11 protein-coding genes are annotated in these 20372 nt (G+C 34.7%); 7 read left to right on the top strand and 4 right to left on the bottom strand.

The genetic code is table 11. From position 1 onward, the window contains the following. Nucleotides 1–297 precede the first annotated feature (297 nt). Together AAEO58_RS11660 and AAEO58_RS11655 are read right to left on the bottom strand one after the other, a co-directional pair. Nucleotides 298–4638 carry a hypothetical protein gene (locus tag AAEO58_RS11660; protein WP_341683549.1) on the bottom strand — a complete coding sequence of 1447 codons (4341 nt, stop codon included), beginning with the start codon at nt 4636–4638 and terminating at the stop codon, nt 298–300. 250 nt (nt 4639–4888) lie between these two features. Beyond that, nucleotides 4889–11074: a GEVED domain-containing protein gene (locus AAEO58_RS11655; protein ID WP_341683548.1), complete on the bottom strand. Its 6186-nt coding sequence runs from the start codon at nt 11072–11074 to the stop codon at nt 4889–4891. An 828-nt stretch (nt 11075–11902) separates the two neighbouring features. Here AAEO58_RS11655 and AAEO58_RS11650 point away from each other — a divergent pair. From AAEO58_RS11650 to hemL, 4 genes are read left to right on the top strand one after another with little or no spacing between them, the layout of a single operon-like run. Further along, on the top strand, nt 11903–13741 hold the full coding sequence (locus tag AAEO58_RS11650) for a T9SS type A sorting domain-containing protein (RefSeq protein ID WP_341683547.1): 1839 nt from the start codon (nt 11903–11905) through the stop codon (nt 13739–13741). A gap of 51 nt (nt 13742–13792) precedes the next feature. Beyond that, nucleotides 13793–14704 (top strand): 1-aminocyclopropane-1-carboxylate deaminase/D-cysteine desulfhydrase, encoded by a 912-nt coding sequence (locus AAEO58_RS11645; protein ID WP_341683546.1) that lies wholly within the window; start codon nt 13793–13795, stop codon nt 14702–14704. After that, complete coding sequence (locus tag AAEO58_RS11640) at nt 14694–15584, top strand: glucosaminidase domain-containing protein (RefSeq protein ID WP_341683545.1); 891 nt, start codon at nt 14694–14696, stop codon at nt 15582–15584. Before AAEO58_RS11645 ends, AAEO58_RS11640 begins: the two co-directional genes overlap by 11 nt. Then, nucleotides 15584–16870 (top strand): glutamate-1-semialdehyde 2,1-aminomutase, encoded by a 1287-nt coding sequence (gene hemL, locus AAEO58_RS11635; RefSeq protein ID WP_341683544.1) that lies wholly within the window; start codon nt 15584–15586, stop codon nt 16868–16870. Before AAEO58_RS11640 ends, hemL begins: the two co-directional genes overlap by 1 nt. 31 nt (nt 16871–16901) lie before the next feature. Here hemL and AAEO58_RS11630 read toward each other — a convergent pair whose 3' ends face one another. Both AAEO58_RS11630 and AAEO58_RS11625 read right to left on the bottom strand, forming a co-directional pair. Next, on the bottom strand, nt 16902–17240 hold the full coding sequence (locus tag AAEO58_RS11630; protein WP_341683543.1) for a hypothetical protein: 339 nt from the start codon (nt 17238–17240) through the stop codon (nt 16902–16904). Between the two features lie 79 nt (nt 17241–17319). Next, the gene (locus AAEO58_RS11625) at nt 17320–17751 is read right to left on the bottom strand and encodes a hypothetical protein (RefSeq protein ID WP_341683542.1); all 432 of its coding nucleotides are present in this window, start codon (nt 17749–17751) and stop codon (nt 17320–17322) included. Nucleotides 17752–17912: 161 nt separating this feature from the next. Between AAEO58_RS11625 and AAEO58_RS11620 the strand changes: the two genes are divergently transcribed. From AAEO58_RS11620 to AAEO58_RS11610, 3 genes are all read left to right on the top strand, one after another. Continuing rightward, nucleotides 17913–18257 carry a hypothetical protein gene (locus AAEO58_RS11620; protein ID WP_341683541.1) on the top strand — a complete coding sequence of 115 codons (345 nt, stop codon included), beginning with the start codon at nt 17913–17915 and terminating at the stop codon, nt 18255–18257. 125 nt (nt 18258–18382) lie between these two features. Next, nucleotides 18383–19165: an MbnP family protein gene (locus AAEO58_RS11615; RefSeq protein WP_341683539.1), complete on the top strand. Its 783-nt coding sequence runs from the start codon at nt 18383–18385 to the stop codon at nt 19163–19165. 163 nt (nt 19166–19328) lie between these two features. Beyond that, the gene (locus tag AAEO58_RS11610; RefSeq protein ID WP_341683537.1) at nt 19329–20369 is read left to right on the top strand and encodes a cytochrome-c peroxidase; all 1041 of its coding nucleotides are present in this window, start codon (nt 19329–19331) and stop codon (nt 20367–20369) included. The last annotated feature ends 3 nt before the right edge of the window (nt 20370–20372 follow it).

Here is a 20372-nt window from a genome sequence, read left to right as displayed (position 1 = left end):
CCGAAAGGGTTTAGAGGTTTTACCTTTTTTCCATTTGTGTTTTTATCTGATAAAAAGGATAAATCGCATGCTGTATTATTGAATCATGAGAGAATTCATATCAAACAACAATTAGAACTTTTGATTGTCTTCTTTTTTTTATGGTATGGAATCGAGTTTCTAGTTCGATTGATTCAATTTAAAAATAGGAGAGTGGCTTATTATAATATTTCATTTGAGCGAGAAGCTTATGCAAATGAAAAAGACCTTTACTATTTAAAGCAAAGGTCTTTTTGGAATTTTTTCAAATATTTATGATTAGTAAATCGCTTTTTTGCTTATAACAGTTCCATTTGATAATGTAACTTGAATTACTAAACCTGCATTGTTTTTCTGAATGGTATTTAAAGGTACTTCATAACCATCAACATTCGGATAATACGCTAAATGTCTTCCTAAAACATCAAATACACGTACCGATTGAATTGTGTTTTTAGTTGATTTTACTGATAAAGCATCTGAACTAATAATCCATAAATTAGCCTCATCAGCAACCAAATCATCACCGCCTAAGGTTTCATTTGTGTATCTTAGTACAAAGCGAGTTGTGTAATTTCCTGCATCAGCTGTAAAACTGTATGGATTTTGTCTTAAATCATGAATGATATTAGTTACTTTATCTTCTAAATAGATGTTTTGATTTGTATCAGTAAAGAAACCATCAACTGCTGCAATTCCAATAGTGTAATTACCATTTTGTGGAACTTTTATTCCCATGGGAACTCGGTCTTCTTGGTCGAATGGTAAAGTTCTTCCTTGAATTTTCATTAAATCATCTCCAATAGCTGAATATAAATTTAAATTCAATTTTTCATCAGTAATTGCATCAAACAAACGATCTCTATTGTTCGTTGCGCCATCTGCATAAGCAACTAAATTTCTAACGTTAGAACCATTTGAACCAATTAAGTCTAACCAAATTCTACCATTATTATCATCAGTAGTTCTATAGAATTGTTGGTTATCATAAGTACTACTTCTCATAGTATTGTTAAAAGTAACATTTTCTGAAGTAGATGCAGAAGTGTGATTCATTAATACAAAGAATCCTTGACCAGCACCAATATAGCCTCCAAATGTACCTGGACCAGCTGATGCACCTGAACTATTGTAAGTGATATAATCTCCAGGAGTATAATTATAAACATAGTTATTGTAAAAAGGATCTGCAATAGCTGAACTTGGTAAAGTTCCATGTGTCCAAACGTTTATAAAACCATCAATGTTGGTGTTTAGCGTTAAGAAATTGATAGCATGAATTGCTGATGGGTATGGATTTCCAATTAAATTCCAGTTGTCGTCATTGTTTGTTCCGGGAGTTGTAGAAACACCTGTTGAATATGTTCCTCCATTCCAAACGCCTCTTGAAATAGGAGTGGTAATAATTCCATTATTTGGTGTTCCTGTAAAGACTGCATTAAAAGGAGCTAGTGCGGTAGTATAATTATCAGGACCTCTTACAATATATCCTTTACCTTGAACCATTGCTTCATTTGCGGTTGTCCAATTTCCAAAACCATTAACATTTCCTGATATAGTTGGAGTCCATTTGTATTTATATCCTGTTGTTCCAGGAGAAATATTATTAACACTAAAATTAGCAACAGGAGAAGACCAATACACATAATCTAATTTACGAATATTTGCCGTTCTAGTCATGTTCATTGTTCCTTGATTCACGTCATTGTCAATTTGAATTAAACTAGCGCTATTTTGTAAAACTAAATTACCAGTAGCATTAATATTAACCCATTCTGTTATTGTTAAATCGTTGTTTGAAGTAACTGTTAAAGTAGCATTGTTATTAACAGTTAAGTTTAAACCTAATGCATTAAAGTTGGTTCCAGAAATAATTGGGTCATTTGCAGTGTCTGGAATAACGACACAATCCATAGCTGTTGGAACTCCTGTAGGAGTCCAGTTATTAGCTACATTCCAGTTAGTGCTTACTGATCCATTCCAAACTTTTGCACCGTTAACCGTTACGGTAGCTTCCTCGGTTTCTATTAGTGTTGATCCATTACATAAAGTATATGTAATTTCTGCTGTATATGTTGTTGTAGATGTAGGACAAACATTAATTACATCTGTTGTTCCTATCATTGGTCCAGTAGTTCCTGAACCTTGGTACCATCTTAATGATGTAATAGAAGTTCCAGAAGGTACAAATCTCCAAGCTTCGTTTGTTGCTGTCCAGTTAGCGTCTAATCCGTTTCTTCCTGGGGCAACAACTGCAGCAGTTCCAGTAGCGTTTTGAACTCCAACAATTGCATTTGCATCATTCCACGTTCCGTCTATTACTTTATTCTCAATATAAACTTCAATAACGTTTGTGTTTTCATACAAAACCATCATACCAGTGTATAATAAACTGTTATTGGAAAACATTGGAACGTCATGCCATGAAGCTACTAAGGCTCTACATCCTGTATTTAATGTTATTAATTCCCAACCAACTTCTCCTCCAGCTCTTGGGTCAATATCGTGGTAAACGCCATAAATAGTGTTTTCGAATAAAGCTCCAGTAGTATTAGGTAAATTATTGCTAAATAAATAACCACTAGCCGTTCCAGCATTTGCAATATCGAAAGAAAGAACACCATTTGAACCAATTGTACATTGAGTGTAACTATTTCCATAAAAGCAAAAGTTAAAAGGGAGATTAATCGCTGGTGACCAAACATCATCATCATTAACACTCACAGGGTTTGCTAAACAATTAAATTGATATGGAGGTGCATATGGTATCGATTGTACTGTGTAAGTTGTTGTGTTACCTAAATCTAAATAGGTTGCTTCTAAATCAACACAAGTTGATGCTGCTGTACAACCAATTGCTGCAGGATCAGCTCCATTTAATCCTAATCCGCCAGAAATAACTGTTGGGCAACCTAATGTTGTTGTGCCTGTCCCAGGTCCACTTCCATTACAAGGTGTTCCGATACAAATATTAAATGAACTTGTTTGACCAGTTGCACTTGTGTATGAATATACTTGTACATAATATGTCTGACCAATTGTTAATCCTGATAAAGTACTATTGTTAGCATCAGAACAAACTAATGCTGCTCCAAGTGTACCACAGCCAGATGCTCCAGAATAAACAGCATGATACATGTCAGTAGTACTACCTGTAACATTTAATAAACTCACATAATGTGTTGTGTTTGTTGCTGTAAATCGATACCAAACATCATCATCATCTGTTCCAGAACAACTACTTGTTACACCAGAGTCTGTTGCAGATGCTACAGATCCAGCTGTTGTAGTTCCGCAGCTTAAGTCCGGATTTACTGTTAATGCTATTGCTCCTCCGCAATTATCATTGCTTGGTGGAGGCGGAGGTGTTCCAATACAAATATCAAAGGTACTCGTTTGTCCGCTTGTGCTTGTGTATGAATATACTTGAACATAATAAGTCTGTCCAACAGTTAATCCAGTTACTGTGCTTGAATCAGCATCAGAACAAACCAAAGCAGCTCCAAGTGAACCACAACCAGAAGCGCCAGAATATACGGCATGATACATATCTGTTGTACTACCAGCCACATTTAATAAACTCACATAATGTGTAGTATTTGTTGCTACAAAACGATACCAAACATCATCATCGTCAGTACCAGAACAACTACTTGTTATACCAGAGTCTGATGCAGATGCTATTGTACCCGCAGTTGTAGTTGTACATAAAACCCCAGGATTTACGGTTAGCGTTATTGCTCCTGCACAATTGTCGTTTGCAGGTCCTGCTGTAGGACAACTAATCCTAAAACTTACGTTGCCTCCTACAGTGCTTTCAGGATCTAGTAGCAGGTAGTATTGAACTCCTGCTGTTAGAGTAAATAAAGGGCTATTAGATGCGCCAGTTAAATCGTCTATACATGTCCAGCCTGTTGAAGTACACCCAGAAGCTACTGTTCTAAACTGATAATCAATAAAAGCAAATGAGTTAGTTTGTTGTATAGAATAGGAGCCTGTTGTAGCAGGTGTAAAGGTAAAAACGCGTTCTATTCCACCAGTTGTAAATCCACAAGCAGAAGTACCAAAACTACCAGTACCTGCAGCAATTGTAGTATTTACAACAGTTCCACAAGATGCTATGTTGGTAGTGCTTCCGCAAACTGAAACCGGCGTCGTATCAATAACACAAACTGTCCCCATCATATCATTATTGTTATCATTATTCGTTCGCATTAACCTCAATCTGTAAGTCGTATTAGGTAAAACGATTTGATTTGATATATTGGCATTTGCAGTACCTGGTGTTGTACAAATAACTTCCGATAAAGAGCCACAAGCTCCCGTGTACAAAGCTAATCCTAATCGTTTGTCTGATGTCCCATTAATAGTAATTAATGTTGTTGATGCGCCAGTGGTAAATGTGTACCATCCATCTCTCCAAGAAGTGCCAGTACAACTTTCAGCAACACCAGAATCTGTAAATGTGCTTGCTACATTATAGTTTGTAGTAGTACAAGTGGTTCCAACTGTTAGTGTTGGTGTAGCAGCGCAATTATTACTCTGCGAAAACGACGTTGTCGTAAAAATAAAAAAAAGAAAAACCAGAAAGGTCTTCCAGAAGTAAGAATTAGTTTTCATTAGAAGTGAATAAATTGTAGTTTATAGCTGATTGTGTTGATTTTGGCACAAAAATACTTTTTTTTGTGAGTTATACAACTTCGAAATACAACATTTGTTAAAAAAAAGTTATTTTGTTGATAACTTTTGTGTATTTAGTCGGTAAAAAAAACAGTTTTAATCTTTTTAAGTTAAATAGGTTGCGGATTTGGTAAAACAAAAAAAGGCTAACAATTACGTTAGCCTTTTTTAATTTGTTTAAGATTTTTTATTAAAAAATCACTTTGTAAGTTTTAGTTGCACCATTTTCAAGTGTTACTTCTACTAATAAAGCTGTTTGTGTTTTTGCAATGTTTTTGCTAGTAAATGTTTCTGAATTTACATTATTAAATGTTCCTAAAACTCGGCCTAATAAATCATATACTTTAACAGATTTAATAGTTTGATTAGTTGCACTAATATTGATAAATTCATTTGTATAAACAGTTACTGTATTTGCAATAAAGTCTTCATTTCCTAAAGTCTCATTATTGAATTTTAATACAAAACGATTTTCATATCTACCTGGCGTAGCTGTAAACGTATAAGGTGCAGTACGCAAATCATGGGTAATACCTAAAACTAAATCTTCTAAATATATGTTTTGAGTAGCGTTTCCAAATAATCCATCAGTACCACTTATAGCTATGGTATGAATGCCATTTTGAGAAATAGCAAGTCCTAACGGAACTTGGTCATTACTATCAAATGGTAAGCCTCTTCCTTGAATTGATAATCCTTTGTTTTCGGCTAAAGAGTACAATTCATAATTTACTTTAATACCTCTGTTCATGGCATCAAACGAATCATCTAAAGTATTTGTTGCGCCTGCAGCATAACCAACAAGCATATCAGTCGAAACTAAATTAGGTGCAATCATTTTTAACCATATTCTATGACGTTCAATTTCAGAAGTTACAGTATTAGTATCTGATGTTCTAAAGAATTGATCGTTTCTATGTGTATTGCTACGCATCGAATTGTTAAAAATAGCATTTTCTGTTGTAGCTCCGGCATCACGCATTAAAACGAAGAAACCTTGACCAGCTCCAATTTTTCCATCAAATCCATATTGAGTACCACCTAAGTTATTGTATCGTAAGTAATCTGTAGGATTATAATTCAATTGATAATCTTGGTAGAACGGATCGGCAATAGCAGCAGGGGCATTTCCGTGTGTCCATAAATCTACAAAGCTGTTAACGTGTGTTGAATTGGCAGCTAAGAAGGCAACAGCATCAATTGCAGATGGATACGGATTTCCTAACAAGTTCCAGTTGTCATCATCAGCTGTAACTTGGGTAGACGTTGGTCCTGCTGTTGGTCCTCCTGTATAAGTCCATCTTGTTATAGGTCTTAAGATAGTTCCGTTATTTGGTACTCCTACGAAATTTGCTGTAAACGTAGTGTTAGCCGTTGGCCAACCGTTTGGAGATCGTACAATATAACCTCTACCTATTGTCATGGATTCATTCCCATTCACCCAGTTCCCAAATTGATTGGTATAGCCAGTTGAAGTTGTTGGTTCCCATTTCCAAATCAAGCTCGTTGGCGTAGCTGGAGAAATAGCACTAGAAGTAAAGTTGGCAACTGGTGATGACCAGTATACATAATCTAATGCTCCAAAGCTAGCATTACGTTTCATAGAAATAATACCACTATTAGCCACATTGTTCACTTGAATTAGACTTCCGCTATTTTCTATGTTGAAAGTACCACCAGCATCAACGGTAACGACATCAGTAACAGTTAAGTCGTTATTAGTTTGAATTTCTAATAAACCTGAAGGTCTAACAGTTAACGTTCTAGCAAAAGCATCGTTACCCGTAATATTGATATTTGAGTCAAAAGGACCATCGTAAATGAATACACAAGTTGTTGCATCTGGTACACCTACTGGTTCCCAGTTGTTTGCGTTGTACCAGTTGTTGTCAACAGTACCTTTCCAAAGTTTAGTTTTGTTGTTAATAGTAATTAATTGCGAAATAGGACAACCATTTCCTAAAGTAGCATTAGCTGTAAATGACCATGATGTTGAAGCTAATTGTAAAGGAGTTGGTCTAACATAAACAGTTGTGACTGCTTGATTAGTATATAAAATAGTACAAGCTGCATCTGTGAAAGCTTCAACTGTCCCCCCTGTCCACGTAAATGTAGTGTTTAAAGGTCTAATTCCTTCAACTTTTATATTATCAACAGCCCATCCATCATCCCATGTTCCATTGTATATGAATCTAAAGCGTAAAGTAGAAGTTCCAGCGTATGGAGTTAAATCTACGGTAGCTCCAGTAAATATAGAAGCAGATCCTATGTCTGTGTTGTATGTTTGAATTGCTGTTGTCCAATTTGTTCCTGCAGCATTTGTTGCGACTTGTATTTCGCCAAAGTCTCCACCAAATGCAGAATAGTAATGATCAAATGTTAAAATTAATGAGTTGTATAACGAAGCGTCTATTACAGGCGAGGTCATTATTGTTTGTATGTTTGAATTGTTGTAGTCTGATGTTGTAAAAGCAAACCTATTTCCAGTTGAACCAATAGCTCCAGAATTTACCGCTGGTCTCCATACAGAAGTTGTTGTAGGTTGATATGGACTAGTTTTTACACTCCATGGAGTATCAACTCCTCCATTTATATTTAAAGGAGTAGCAACTGTAAAAGGAGCCATGCTACTTTCAAAATCTTGTGTTAATAGTGTTTCTCTAACAAAATCTCCTGCGGCAGTTATTTGAACCACATTTCCTTCACCACACACTTCAGGAACTGAAGGTGTTACCGTAATATTTGAGGTTGGTAAAATAGTAGCTACTACTGGAGTTCTATGTAAGGTTTCACAACTACCATTCCACGCAGATACATAATAAGTTGTTGTAGTAGAAATGGCAGGAGTAGTATAGGTAGATCCTGAGCCTAATAAAGTTCCACCTGTTAAAGTATTATACCATCTAATTTGAGTCGACCCAGCACTCATAGTTGCACTTAAATTAACAGTATTAGTTGGTCCGCAAGCAGATCCGTTTGTTACGCCTGTAATTTTCGCAGGACAATCGGCAATAACTCTTATAGTGTAGTCTTCTGTTTCTCCTCTATCATGACTACTACATGGATCGTAAGTACTGTTTCCAGATGAAGGACCACCAAAGTTTCTTGTTTTAATACGCATTCTGTAATTACCTAATGCTTGAGCGCCAGGGATGATAAAACCAAATGAAGTAGGTCCTGTTGCAGTATTCCCTGTAGTATATACCAATTCTGCTGGATCTTCAAAAATATTATTGTTATTCCAATCTACCCAAGTTTTGATAAACTGAGCTTCTCCTGGGAATGGGTTAAAATTAATGTTGATATTTACACCACCTCCGGGTATTTGAGTAGCTATAATAATTGATGAATAATTTGCATATCCACCAGGGGTATATCCAGATATGTTTGAAACATCGTTTATTGTTCCAACAGAGGCAACTCCAGTTATATATTCAGTTGCTAAAGTTGTAGTTGGTTCACAATATGTTAATGCTGTTGTAGTTGCATTTCCTGTAAGTGGGCTAGTGCCTAAATACAAAGGGCCTCCAGTACATAAATTATTATATGAATATATGTAAAAATAATAAGTGGTAGAGGCAGAAAGTCCAGTTGCTGCAAAAATAGTATTATTGTCTATATCTACAACAGAGTATCCTCCAGCCTGATAAACACTTCCAATGGTGTAGTTAGTGCCGTTTACAGGAGCAGCTGGCGGAGTTGCACTCGTTCCAATAATAACCAAGTAACTATTAGCAGCAGGTGCTGAAGCAGTAAAACTTCCCGATATAATACTTCCGGTTGCGGTTAAATTTAATGCCGTTGCTTGTGCTGTGGGAGCAACGCAAGGAGTTGCTGCAACAATGTTTAGCATATAGTCTTCGACTTCTCCATCAAATCCTGTTTGACATGGACCTGATGTTGCACTGTTATATCTAGATTGTATTCTCATTCTAACCGTGCCAGTTATAGCTACTGCTGGTACGGTAATAGATAATGGAGATAAACTAGTTAAGCCATTTGTAACATTGTTGGCTGTGCCTAAATTATAAAATTCTCCTGCATCAACAAAATCACCATCACCATTCCAGTCGATATATAAAGACTGATAATCAGTGTAATTTCCTCCTGTATTTATGTAAACATTTAGGTTGTAAGAAAGTGTTTTAACTACACTAGTACTTATGTAAGTATAGTCGCTATAAGCAACATTTACAGCCGTGTTTAAATTGTTGATTGTGTTAAAGTTAACCCCAGTTATTCCATTTGGAAAAGTACCACCAGAAGATGAACAATAGCAAGGTATTGTGCTTGTTGTAAAAGTGAAAGTCGAAGACGAAGATGCGTCACCACATGCGTTTTTAGCAACAATTCGCCAAAAATATGTTGTGTTTGGAGCTAAAACGCCTGTATTGTAGGTGTTAGTTGCTACGTTTGCAGTAACCGTTGCAGGAACACTTCCTGCACCAAAATATACATCATAAGAGGTTGCGTCAGCTACAGCACCCCAAGAGATGCTTGTAACTGCTCCTGCTCCTGCATAACAAACACCAGTGGTTCCGTTTGCTGGATTTGGGGTAGCTGCAGTTGTAGGTAAACTATTAATTGTAATTAAAGCTGTTTGAACAAAACATCCTGTTGGTAATGTGTATATAGCTCTAACAGTACCAGCAGTAACTCCTGTTAAAACACCTGAAGCGTTAATCGTGGCATTTGCATTACTTGTTGACCAAGTTCCTCCTGGAGTTGCATTTGTGAATGCTGGTGTTGAAGCTCCTGTACAAACAGTTGCAGCTCCACCAGCTATTGCTGCAGGCAAGGCATTTACAACAATCGTTCCATTGATAGTTGCGTTGGCACAGGGTGCTCCTCCAGAGGTAGTTAAGGTATAGTTAAAAGTTCCATTGGCAGTTGGTGTGCCACTAATAGTATAAGTGCTTCCTACTAAATTTGTAGTTAATCCAGCTGGTAAACCTGTTGGAGTAACTCCAGTTGCACCACCACCTATAGTATAAACAATATTAGTTATCGCGCTACCTCTACATATCGTTTGATTTGCAGTAGCAGCAGCAGAAGTTAATGCTATGGTTGGTAAGGCACGTACCGTTATAGTTCCGTTAGCAGTAGTAGAACAGGTACCTCCTGTTGTGGTGATGGTATAATTAAAAGTACCAGAAACACTTGGAGTTCCGCTAATGTTTACGGTGCCAGCAGCATAATTTCCAGATACACCAGTTGGTAAACCGGTAACAGTAGCTCCTGTAGCGCCACCACCAGCTACCGTATAGGTAATATTGGTGATTGCTGTGTTAATACAAAGCGTTTGATTATTAGTTCCAACAGCTGAAGTTAGCGTAATAGTTGGCAAAGGGTTAACTGTAAAAGTAGCCGCTGATGTAGCAGAGCCACTTGGTGTTGTGACTTGTACGGTTCCAGTAGTTCCGGCTCCAACAGTAACTGTTACAGTTGTTGCAGTATTTCCAGTTATAGTTGCTGGTGTTCCACCTATAGTAACGGCAGTTGCAGATAATAAGTTTGTTCCATTAATAATTAATGACGAACCAACGCACCCACTTGCTGCTCCTAAACTTGTTATAGTTGGAGGAGATGGTGGTGTCCAAGTAAATGTTCTGCCTGAATTTGGAAAAGAAACATCTCTAGTCTTACAGGTTGCATTATTTGCCAAACCAGCAGTAGTGGAATTGTCCCAAACTGCATTACCAGAGAAACTTCTATTGTTGAAATCTGTATTAGATGATCCTCTAAGGCCTACTTGTACATTTATGGCTTGAGCGTTATTACCAGTAGGAGCACAAGTTCCATAAACTATATTAATTGTATTAGAAGTTTCTGTGAGTTTTATTTGAAAATCAAATCTTCCTCCACGCGCAAATCTTCTAGCTTGTCTCCATTGGACAGTAAGAACTCTATTGGGAGCTGTTCCAGTAGTTGTGTAAATTATGTCTCTTGTGTTATCGTCATTTAAATCCACACCAAGCGCGCTAATTGCACCAGCATACCCTGTATTATCAGATATAGGTGTGTATAGGTTGTTCGCAGAAAGAGTAGTGCCAAACGTAATGTAGCCATTTGAATTAACAGAACATGTTGTATAATTGGTTCCATTAAAATTGAATGTAAATCCAATAGGAATAGTGTTAGTTGTAACAGTGTCGTCCCAACCTGAAGCAATTGCTGTAGTTCCAGTAATCGTTGTGTATGTACCTGCAGATTCTGAAAAAGTGTAGTTTGCTACCTGCCCAAAAGCATTAGAAACCCCGCAAAACACAAATAAAGCAATTAACCAAGTGGTTGTGCTTTTTTTCCAGTTTTTTGATGTCGATGCTAAGGGGTTTATCATCGACTTCACCATTTTTGTTAAGTAATTTTTTTGCATAAAAATTAAAATTTTAGTTTAAACAATCGGCTTGGGGAAGCTTACGTTTTGCAAGTATACCTGTAAAATAGTTTTATCTATTTTGCAGTGTTTTTTTTATTAATTGTTAATCAATTATGTAAATATATTTAAAATTATGTTAAAAAAAGAATAACTGTATCTTTTTTTGGCATAACTGTAATAAAGTACAAATATATGTATTTTTTTTATAAGTCAAAATTTTCATCGATGATGTGAGGCTTTATTTAGTTGAATTTTAGGTGTTTAGTGGCGCTTTATGAGTTGTTTTTGTAAATTGGGTAAAAAAAAAGATTTTTTTCAAGTTTTTATCACTTTTTTACTTGATAAATAAGGATTTATGACAATTATCTTAGTTGAAAAAAAAATTGTTTTTTGTAGTTGTCTTACATGGTTTTTATTTTTTTAACGATTTAAAACATGTGTTTTATGTGCAGCAAATGTGTAGAAAAAGTCAATGTTTTCAATGTTTTGTAATTATTTTTAATTTAAAAAAACCGTTGTTTAAATTTTTTCGTAAATGATTAAAAGTTCTTAAAATTAAAATCGTTAAAGTGTTAAAAAAAATCGTTAAAATGTGTTATTTTAAATGATTTTTTTAATTCATTTTTTTGCACTTTGGTCTGATTTTATAGCCTTTTTTCTAGGTTGTTTTTTCTTAAAATTTTAAGTAAAACATTAAATTTTTTAGATTTAATTGCGATTAATTAGGTGAAATGCGTTTTTTTACCGTCGAAAAGATGTTTTTTTTAACAATAAATAAATACTTAACACATATCTTTGTCAAGTAATACATTAAAAATCAGGATTATGAAAAGAATTATACTTTCCGCTTTAGGCTTTTTGGGTTCGTTAACAGCATTTTCTCAAATGTATGTTAGCCCAAGTAGTTACGTATTTGTTAACGATCAGTTCATGTATGTAAAGCAAGATGTGAATTTACAAAATAATGGCAATTTCTTTCTTAGAAATAATTCACAGTTATTACAAGGCGCTACTGGTGCTGGGGCTAATACAGGTTTAGGGAAACTTTCTGTCTTTCAAGAAGGTACAGTGAATAATTTTCAATACAATTATTGGTGTTCGCCTGTAGGTAATGCTTCGGCAGCGGTAGGAAATGAAGCATTTGGAATTACCATGTTGAATCGTCCTACGGATGTAATAACCAGTACAGCTGCAACTATATTACCAACCAATAATTATAATGGAACAGCAAGTCCTTTGGCAATTGCGCCTTACTGGATTTGGAGATTTATAACTTCAAATGCTTATGCGCAATGGACGTATGTAGGTGCTGGATCTACAATTAACGCAGGGGAAGGTTTTACCATGAAAGGAACTTCTGGAACAGATGCTACTGTTGCGCAAGCAATAGAGGGAGTTCAAAATAACTCTGGAAGCAGACAACGTTACGATTTTAGAGGAAAACCTAATGATGGAAATATGGCAATCCCTGTAGCTGCAGGTAATTTTACTCTAGTTGGTAATCCATATCCAAGTGCAATTGATTTGAATGCTTATTTACTACACCCAGCTAATGCAGCGGTAATTAATGGTCAAGCTTATTTTTGGGAGCAAGTGGCGGTTAATTCGCATATTTTAAATCAATATCAAGGAGGGTATGGTATTTATAATCCAGGTACTGGAATTTATACTCCAGCAGCTTTTTTTACTTATGATGGTGCTGGAAATCAAGGTGTTCCTGTAGGAGCAGGTACGGTTTTTCAAAGAAGATTTAGTCCTGTTGGACAAGGTTTTATGGTATTTGGTACTGCCGCAGGGAATGTTACTATGCAAAATGCATTTCGTGTTTTCGTAAAAGAAGGAGTAGTGAATCAGTCGCAATTTGCAAGAACTGGAGAAGTTACTTCAACCGATGTATATGATCCAAACTCTGAATTTTTTCCTGAAATACCTAACGTAGCAGGAACAGATTATACTCAAATTAGAAAAGGGACAGCTCCTTACATTAGAATTCATGCCATGTATAATAATGGAGGTATTCGACCAACAACTATAGCGTTTTTAGATACAGCTACAGATGGTTTTGATTATGGTGCTGACGGACGTTCGCCATCTGGTGAAACAGCAGAATTTTATTATGTATTAAATGATGTGCCTCATGAATATGTAGCAACAGCGGTTCAATTTGATATTGATAAAAGAATACCTGTAGGTTTTAGATGTACTGCAAGTACAAACTTTAAACTTCAAGTGAAAGATGTGGTAGACTTTGATGATAACCAGCCAGTATACTTACACGACAAGCAAACAGGAATTTACTATGATATTAAAAATGGTATTTTTGATATGGTAATGCCAGCTGGTGATAATAGAACACGTTATGAAATTACATTCAAAAATACAGATGATGTATTGAGTAATCCAACTGAAGTTGCTGATGCTTTTACAGTTTTTCAAAATAATGAAAACGGAATGTTAACCATTTATAATACTTTAAATAAAGATATCACGTCTTTAATGGTGTATGATGTAACAGGTAAATTAGTATTGAATAAAACTAATTTAGGAAAAGCAGTTTCATATGAGTTTTCAACTTCAGCTTTAAGTGATGGTGTTTATGTTGTAAAAACAAAAACGATAGACAACTTAGATGTAAGCAAAAAAGTAATTATTTCTAGAAAATAATAATCTCGATTATAGTATATTTGAAAGCAGCTTTAATAAGCTGCTTTTTTTATGCAATCATCAAACCAAAAAATCAAAATCGCATTACCAAACGGCATCGAACTCTTTATAAAAAGAGAAGATAAATTGCATCCCATTATCTCGGGAAATAAATTCAGAAAACTCAAGTATAATATTCAAGAGGCAAAAAGATTAGATCATGCTACTTTACTAACCTTTGGCGGAGCTTTTTCAAACCATATTTTAGCGGTTGCTGGTGCTGGAGCTGAATTTGGTTTTAAAACGATTGGAGTAATACGAGGTGAAGAACTTGAAAATAAAATCTATGAAAATCCTACTTTAGCTAAAGCACAGGAATTAGGCATGCAGTTTTATTTTGTGAGCCGAACTGCTTATCGCGATAAAGAAGAACCTTCTTTTGTTTCACATTTGCATGAAAAATATGGAAGCTTCTATTTAGTTCCTGAAGGCGGCACTAATAATTTGGCAATAAAAGGCTGTGAAGAAATTTTAACGAATTCAGATAAAGAATATTTTACACACATTACTTGTGCAGTAGGAACAGGTGGAACAATTTCAGGTTTGATTAATTCGTTAACTGAAAAACAGCAGATAATTGGATTTTCTTCGTTAAAAGGTGCTTTTTTGTCTGAGGTAATTCGTAATTTTGTATCGAAAACCAATTGGAGTATAAACGATAATTATCATTTTGGAGGTTATGGAAAAGTAACAGACGAATTGATTCAGTTTTTAAATTCGTTTTACAGTCAAACGGCTATTCCATTGGATCCTGTATACACGGGCAAGATGGTTTTTGGAGTTTTGGATTTAATTGAGAAAGGATATTTTCCAGAAAATTCAAAAATACTAATGATTCACACCGGTGGTTTACAAGGAATTAAAGGCATGAATTTTGCTTTACAAAGTAAGAATAAAGAAATAATACAGTTTTATGAAAATTAAATTTGCTCTATTTATTTTAGCTCTTTTTGTTGTAAGTTGTACTAGCACCAAACCTGTTGTTAGAACTACCACAAAGCCTAAAGTAACGACAAAATCTAAGCCAGTAACCCAAACAAAAACGACGACAAAAACAACTACAAAACCTGTTGTTGTGACTTCACCAACTAAATCGGAAACTACAGATTCAAAACCTAAAACCGATTCGGAAGTTAGTTTAGTGGCTACATCTAACGTAAAAACCTATGCTGAAGAGATTCAATCTTATGTAGATAATTTCAAAGAAATTGCTCAAAATAACATGCGAGCTCACGGAATTCCGGCAAGTATTACATTGGCGCAAGGTATTTTAGAATCGGGTGCAGGTAAAGGGAAATTAGCATTAAGTGCCAATAATCATTTCGGAATTAAATGTCATAAAGAATGGAACGGTGAAAGTGTAAAACACGATGACGATGCCGCGCAAGAATGTTTTAGAAAGTATGAACATCCATCTGAATCGTATCGCGATCATTCATTATTCTTAACCTCTAGACCGCGTTATTCTAATTTATTTAAGTTAGATAAAGGTGATTATGAATCTTGGGCAAAAGGATTAAAATCGGCAGGTTATGCAACGGATGTAAAATATCCAGATAAATTAATTGGATTAATTGAACGTTTCGAATTATACAAATACGATAACGAAGTCCTAAGTCGCGATTTCAAACCTTCAAAAAAAGAAGTGATTCTGGCACAAGGTGGCGATTATTATACCATTCAACAAGGTGATACTTTGTACTCTCTGTCAAAAAAATTCAATCTAAAGGTGGATGATTTAAAGAAATTAAACAATATGTCTGACAATGCCATTTCTATTGGGCAACAAATCAAAATAAAATAATGTTATATAAAAGAAGTAGCGAACTATTTGTAGAAGCTAACAAAGTAATTCCTGGTGGCGTAAATTCTCCAGTACGCGCATTTAAAGGAGTAGGAGGTACGCCTATTTTTGCAAAAGAAGCAAAAGGCGCTTATTTGTATGATGAAGATGGTAACCGATTAATTGATTATATCAATTCATGGGGACCGATGATATTAGGGCACGCTTATGAGCCGGTTGTTAATGCAGTTATAGAAAAAGCTAAAAAAGGAACTTCTTTTGGAATGCCAACAGAATTAGAAACTCAGATTGCTCAATTGGCAGTTTCTATGGTTCCAAATATCGATAAAATCCGTTTTGTAAATTCAGGTACAGAAGCTTGTATGAGTGCGATTCGTTTAGCACGAGGTTATACAAAACGCGATAAAATAATCAAATTTTCAGGATGCTATCACGGACACTCCGATTCGTTTTTAATTGCAGCAGGAAGTGGTTTGAGTACGTTTGGTGTGCCAAATTCTCCTGGTGTAACTGAAGGAACAGCAAAAGATACATTATTAGCAGCTTATAATGATATCGATAATGTAAAAGCATTATTCGAAGCTAATAAAAATGAGATTGCAGCAATTATTATTGAGCCTGTTGCAGGTAACATGGGATGTATTCCGCCAGCACAAGGATTTTTAGAAGCTTTGCGATTAGTTTGTTCTGAAAACGGAGCTTTGCTTATTTTTGATGAAGTAATGACTGGATTTCGCTTAGCAAAAGGTGGTGCGCAAGAATTATACGGAGTTCAAGCAGATATTGTTTGTTTTGGTAAAGTAATTGGTGGCGGATTACCTGTTGGGGCATTTGCAGCAAGAGAAGAAATCATGAATTACTTAGCGCCGTTAGGACCAGTTTATCAAGCAGGAACATTGTCTGGAAATCCGTTAGCTATGGCTGCTGGATTAGAAATGTTAAAAGCTTTGAATACTGATGCGGATATTTTTAAACGTTTAGATGAAAAAACAGCGTATTTAGAAAACGGAATCCGACAAGTATTAACAGAAGAAAATGTTATTTTCACTATTAACAGAGTAGGTTCGATGATTTCAGTTCATTTTGATGCTAATCCTGTTTATGATTTTGCAACGGCTAAAAACGGAGATAACGATACTTTTAAGAAGTTCTTCCACGGATTGTTAAACAGAGGAATCTATATTGCACCTTCAGCTTATGAAACCTGGTTTATCACCGATGCGTTAACGTATGAAGATTTAGATTTTACCGTTGCTAAAATTAAAGAAGTAGCAAAAGAGTTATAAACAAAAAGTCCCGATTTTATCGGGACTTTTTTTATTTGATTAAATTTTCGTAAAGTTTTTTATTACTCTTTAACTTTTTTAACTGCTCTGGAGTAAGCGATCCATCTAATTTACTTTTCATAGTTTCATAAACTTGATTGCGCTCTTTATCAGTTGTTACTTTAGCTAATGTTTCGTGTTTATAAGTTAATAAACTGATTAATCCATTTTCTAATGAGCTTTCAAGAGGAATTTCCTTAACTAATTCCGCTATTTCCATTTTTGCTAGTACAACAGGATCTTTAGATTTTTTTTCCTGAACTTTATCTTGAGCAAATGCAGTATTACTTAAAGCAAAAAAGATTATCAATGATAGAAATATTTTTTTCATAATAGATTTAATAAATTAAATGTTGTTTCGTCAAAACTAAATTAAATTCAATAAAAATCAAAATATTTCAATGAAATAATTATTTAGCACTACGCTTTTCAACTTTTTTTTCAATTCTTTCTTTTCTGTTCTCTTTTCTATCAGCTTGCTTTTCTTCCCATTTTGTGTATTGTTCTGGCTTTAATATTTTTTTCATTTTGGCTTTCATTTCAATTTGATTGTCAAGCATCTCATTTTTCATCGCAAATTTTTCATCTGCTGTTGGTTTTTCACCTTTTTCTTTTTTGGCTTTCATCGCTGCTACTTTAGTTTCTCTTTTTTTGCTTTGTTCCACTAAAATAGTTTTGATTTCTTGTTGTTGTTTCTCATCTAAATCCAATTCCAAAGTCATTCTTTTTACTTGAAGTTCAGTTTGTTGTTCTGGAGTTAGTTTTTCTCCTCTTGCTTTTCTGTCTTGTGCAAAGGTTAGTGTGGTAGCTACTAATGCAATTGCTAAAATTAATTTTTTCATCCTTCTATATTTTTTAATTGTTTGATGATAAGACATTATCATTTTAAAAAGGTTTAATCGTTAACAAAAAATTATTAAAAATTATTTTTTAATTAATTGCAATAGAAAAACGTTTGTATATTTGTAAAGTGAAAAATTTAGTCATTTTAATCGCTTTTTTTATGCTGGCAAAGCCAGCTATTCCATTTTTGGAATACGTTATTAACTATGACTATATTGTAAAAGAGCTTTGTGAAAACAAGAAAAAACCAGTACTTAAATGTAATGGTAAATGTCACTTAGCGAAGCAATTAGCAAAATCTGCTGAAGAAGATAAAAACACTTCTTCAGACAAAAAGCAAAACGTAAAACAAGAAATTGAAACCATGTTTTGTCAAGAATTTAAAGCAGTTTCTTTTGCTAAAAATTTCGTTTTCACAAACAAAAAAATCAATTCTGACTATCAGAATTTGTATGCTTTGACTGCAATACAGTCCACTTTCCATCCACCCACCTTTTTAGTTTAATTTTTTATTGCAATCGTTTCTAATGCTAAGAATCGATTAGGATATCTATGTCCAAATTTGTTTAAAGAAATCAATCTTTAAGCACAAATAATATTAAATTTTAAAAACTAAAAATTTTCAAAAAAATGAAATTTCAATTAAAAAATATAGTAGCTGTAATGGCTTTAGCTTTAGCATTCACTTCATGTTCAGATGATGATAATAACGCAATAACAGGTGAAGGAAACTTAAAATTAGAATTCGATAACGTTTATGGTGATGCTAATTTTGCATTTAACACTCCTTATACAAATTCAAACGGAGAAGTTGTTAAAGCCTCAAATGCAATTTATATTGTGAGTAATATCGTTTTGACTAAAGAAGATGGTTCAACTTACACGGTGCCTAAAAGCGAAAGTTATTTCTTTGTAAACGAAGCCGATGCAGCGAGTACATTATTAAATTTACCAAACATTCCAGCTGGAAATTACACAAAAGTTACCTTCGGAATTGGTGTTGATCAAGCACAATTTAACGCAGGAGCAGACGGACAAGGAACTATGTGGACAGATGCACAAGCATTAGGAATGACATGGTCTTGGGCTGCAGGATATAAATTCATAAAATTTGAAGGAACTTACACTTCTTCAACAACAACAACTGATACGCAATATAAAGTACATACTGGAAAAACAGGAGATGTTTATAACTATACTGAAGTAACTTTAGATTTTCCAGAAAACGCTTTAGTTAGAACAAATATTACACCTCAAGTACACATTATGTCAGATTTGAAAAAAGTAATCGACGGAACAACAAAAATCAATTTTGTTGAAGGTGCATCGGTAATGGGAGGAACAAAAGTGCAAAACATTTCTGCAAACAACGTTCCTACAATGTTTGAAGTACATCACGTTCACAACGATTAATTTTAGTAAAAGCTAATCCAGCTGTACATTACAAGTCCGCAGGAAAAACAAAAATTTTGTAAGCAAAAAAAAGAGCTTCTTAGGTCGCTATTTTTTAGCAACAAAATCAATTTGTTTTTCCTTTACGGGCTTTTCATTCCCATCTGGGCTAAAACATAGCGTTATGAAAACAAAATATTTTATGCTGTTGGCAATTGGATTTTTATTCAGTTGCGCATCAGACGATTCATCAGAATACCAAAACATTCCAATTGATTATCAAGTACCATCAAATTTTCCACCATTAGCCTACAATATGGCTAATAATCCATTAACCGAAAAGGGTTTTGAATTAGGAAAAAAAATCTTTTACGATGGTCGCTTAGCTTCAGACGGAGTAGTTTCTTGTGGCTTTTGCCACATTCAAGAAGATGCGTTTACACATCACGGACATACCTTTAGTCACGGTGTTGGCGACGGAATTGGAACCCGAAACGCACCACCTATTCAAAACATGGCCTATCAAACCCAGTTTTTTTGGGACGGAGCTGCCGATCATATCGAATTGCTATCAATGGCGCCTATTTCTAACGAATTAGAAATGAATGGCAATATTATCAACATTATCAATATGATGAAAAATGATAGTGAGTATAAAAAATTATTCCGTCAAGCTTTTCCTGGAGAAGAAATCAATTCTGAAAACATGTTAAAAGCATTATCGCAATTTATGACCATGCTCACTTCTTCGAATTCGCGTTTTGATAAATATAGAAGAAATGAAGTGGGAGGAACATTAACTTCAGACGAATTAGCAGGTTATGATTTGTTCAATCAAAAATGTGCTTCGTGTCATGCTACTGATATATTTACTGATAATTCGTTCAGAAACAACGGATTGCCAATAAATCCGTCAATAAACGACAAAGGAAGATATCGTGTAACCGAATTCGATAATGACAAATACAAGTTTAAAGTGCCAAGTTTGCGAAATATTGAAAAAACCGCACCTTACATGCACGATGGTCGTTTTTACACTTTAGAAGCAGTGTTAAATCATTATTCATCAGGTGTTTCAAATACTCAAAATTTAGACGCAAGTTTAAACAATGCTGGAACATTAGGAATTCCGTTAACAGCAACTGAAAAATTACAGCTTATTGCTTTCTTAAAAACCTTAACGGATAACGAATTTTTAACCAATCCAAGATTTGCAGAATTTTAAAAA

Source organism: Flavobacterium helocola (assembly GCF_038289885.1).
Taxonomy (GTDB): domain Bacteria; phylum Bacteroidota; class Bacteroidia; order Flavobacteriales; family Flavobacteriaceae; genus Flavobacterium; species Flavobacterium cheniae.
The sequence above is the reverse complement of the archived record's forward strand: the minus strand, read 5'-3'. Positions and strand labels throughout refer to the sequence as shown.

Excerpts from the sequence above, each read along its gene's own strand:
- hemL (WP_341683544.1), top strand. The coding sequence starts at position 15,584 with ATGTTATATAAAAGAAGTAGCGAACTATTTGTAGAAGCTAACAAAGTA.
- AAEO58_RS11645 (WP_341683546.1), top strand. The coding sequence starts at position 13,793 with ATGCAATCATCAAACCAAAAAATCAAAATCGCATTACCAAACGGCATC.
- AAEO58_RS11625 (WP_341683542.1), bottom strand. The coding sequence starts at position 17,751 with ATGAAAAAATTAATTTTAGCAATTGCATTAGTAGCTACCACACTAACC.
- AAEO58_RS11630 (WP_341683543.1), bottom strand. The coding sequence starts at position 17,240 with ATGAAAAAAATATTTCTATCATTGATAATCTTTTTTGCTTTAAGTAAT.
- AAEO58_RS11655 (WP_341683548.1), bottom strand. The coding sequence starts at position 11,074 with ATGCAAAAAAATTACTTAACAAAAATGGTGAAGTCGATGATAAACCCC.
- AAEO58_RS11640 (WP_341683545.1), top strand. The coding sequence starts at position 14,694 with ATGAAAATTAAATTTGCTCTATTTATTTTAGCTCTTTTTGTTGTAAGT.
- AAEO58_RS11660 (WP_341683549.1), bottom strand. The coding sequence starts at position 4,638 with ATGAAAACTAATTCTTACTTCTGGAAGACCTTTCTGGTTTTTCTTTTT.
- AAEO58_RS11610 (WP_341683537.1), top strand. The coding sequence starts at position 19,329 with ATGAAAACAAAATATTTTATGCTGTTGGCAATTGGATTTTTATTCAGT.
- AAEO58_RS11620 (WP_341683541.1), top strand. The coding sequence starts at position 17,913 with ATGCTGGCAAAGCCAGCTATTCCATTTTTGGAATACGTTATTAACTAT.
- AAEO58_RS11615 (WP_341683539.1), top strand. The coding sequence starts at position 18,383 with ATGAAATTTCAATTAAAAAATATAGTAGCTGTAATGGCTTTAGCTTTA.
- AAEO58_RS11650 (WP_341683547.1), top strand. The coding sequence starts at position 11,903 with ATGAAAAGAATTATACTTTCCGCTTTAGGCTTTTTGGGTTCGTTAACA.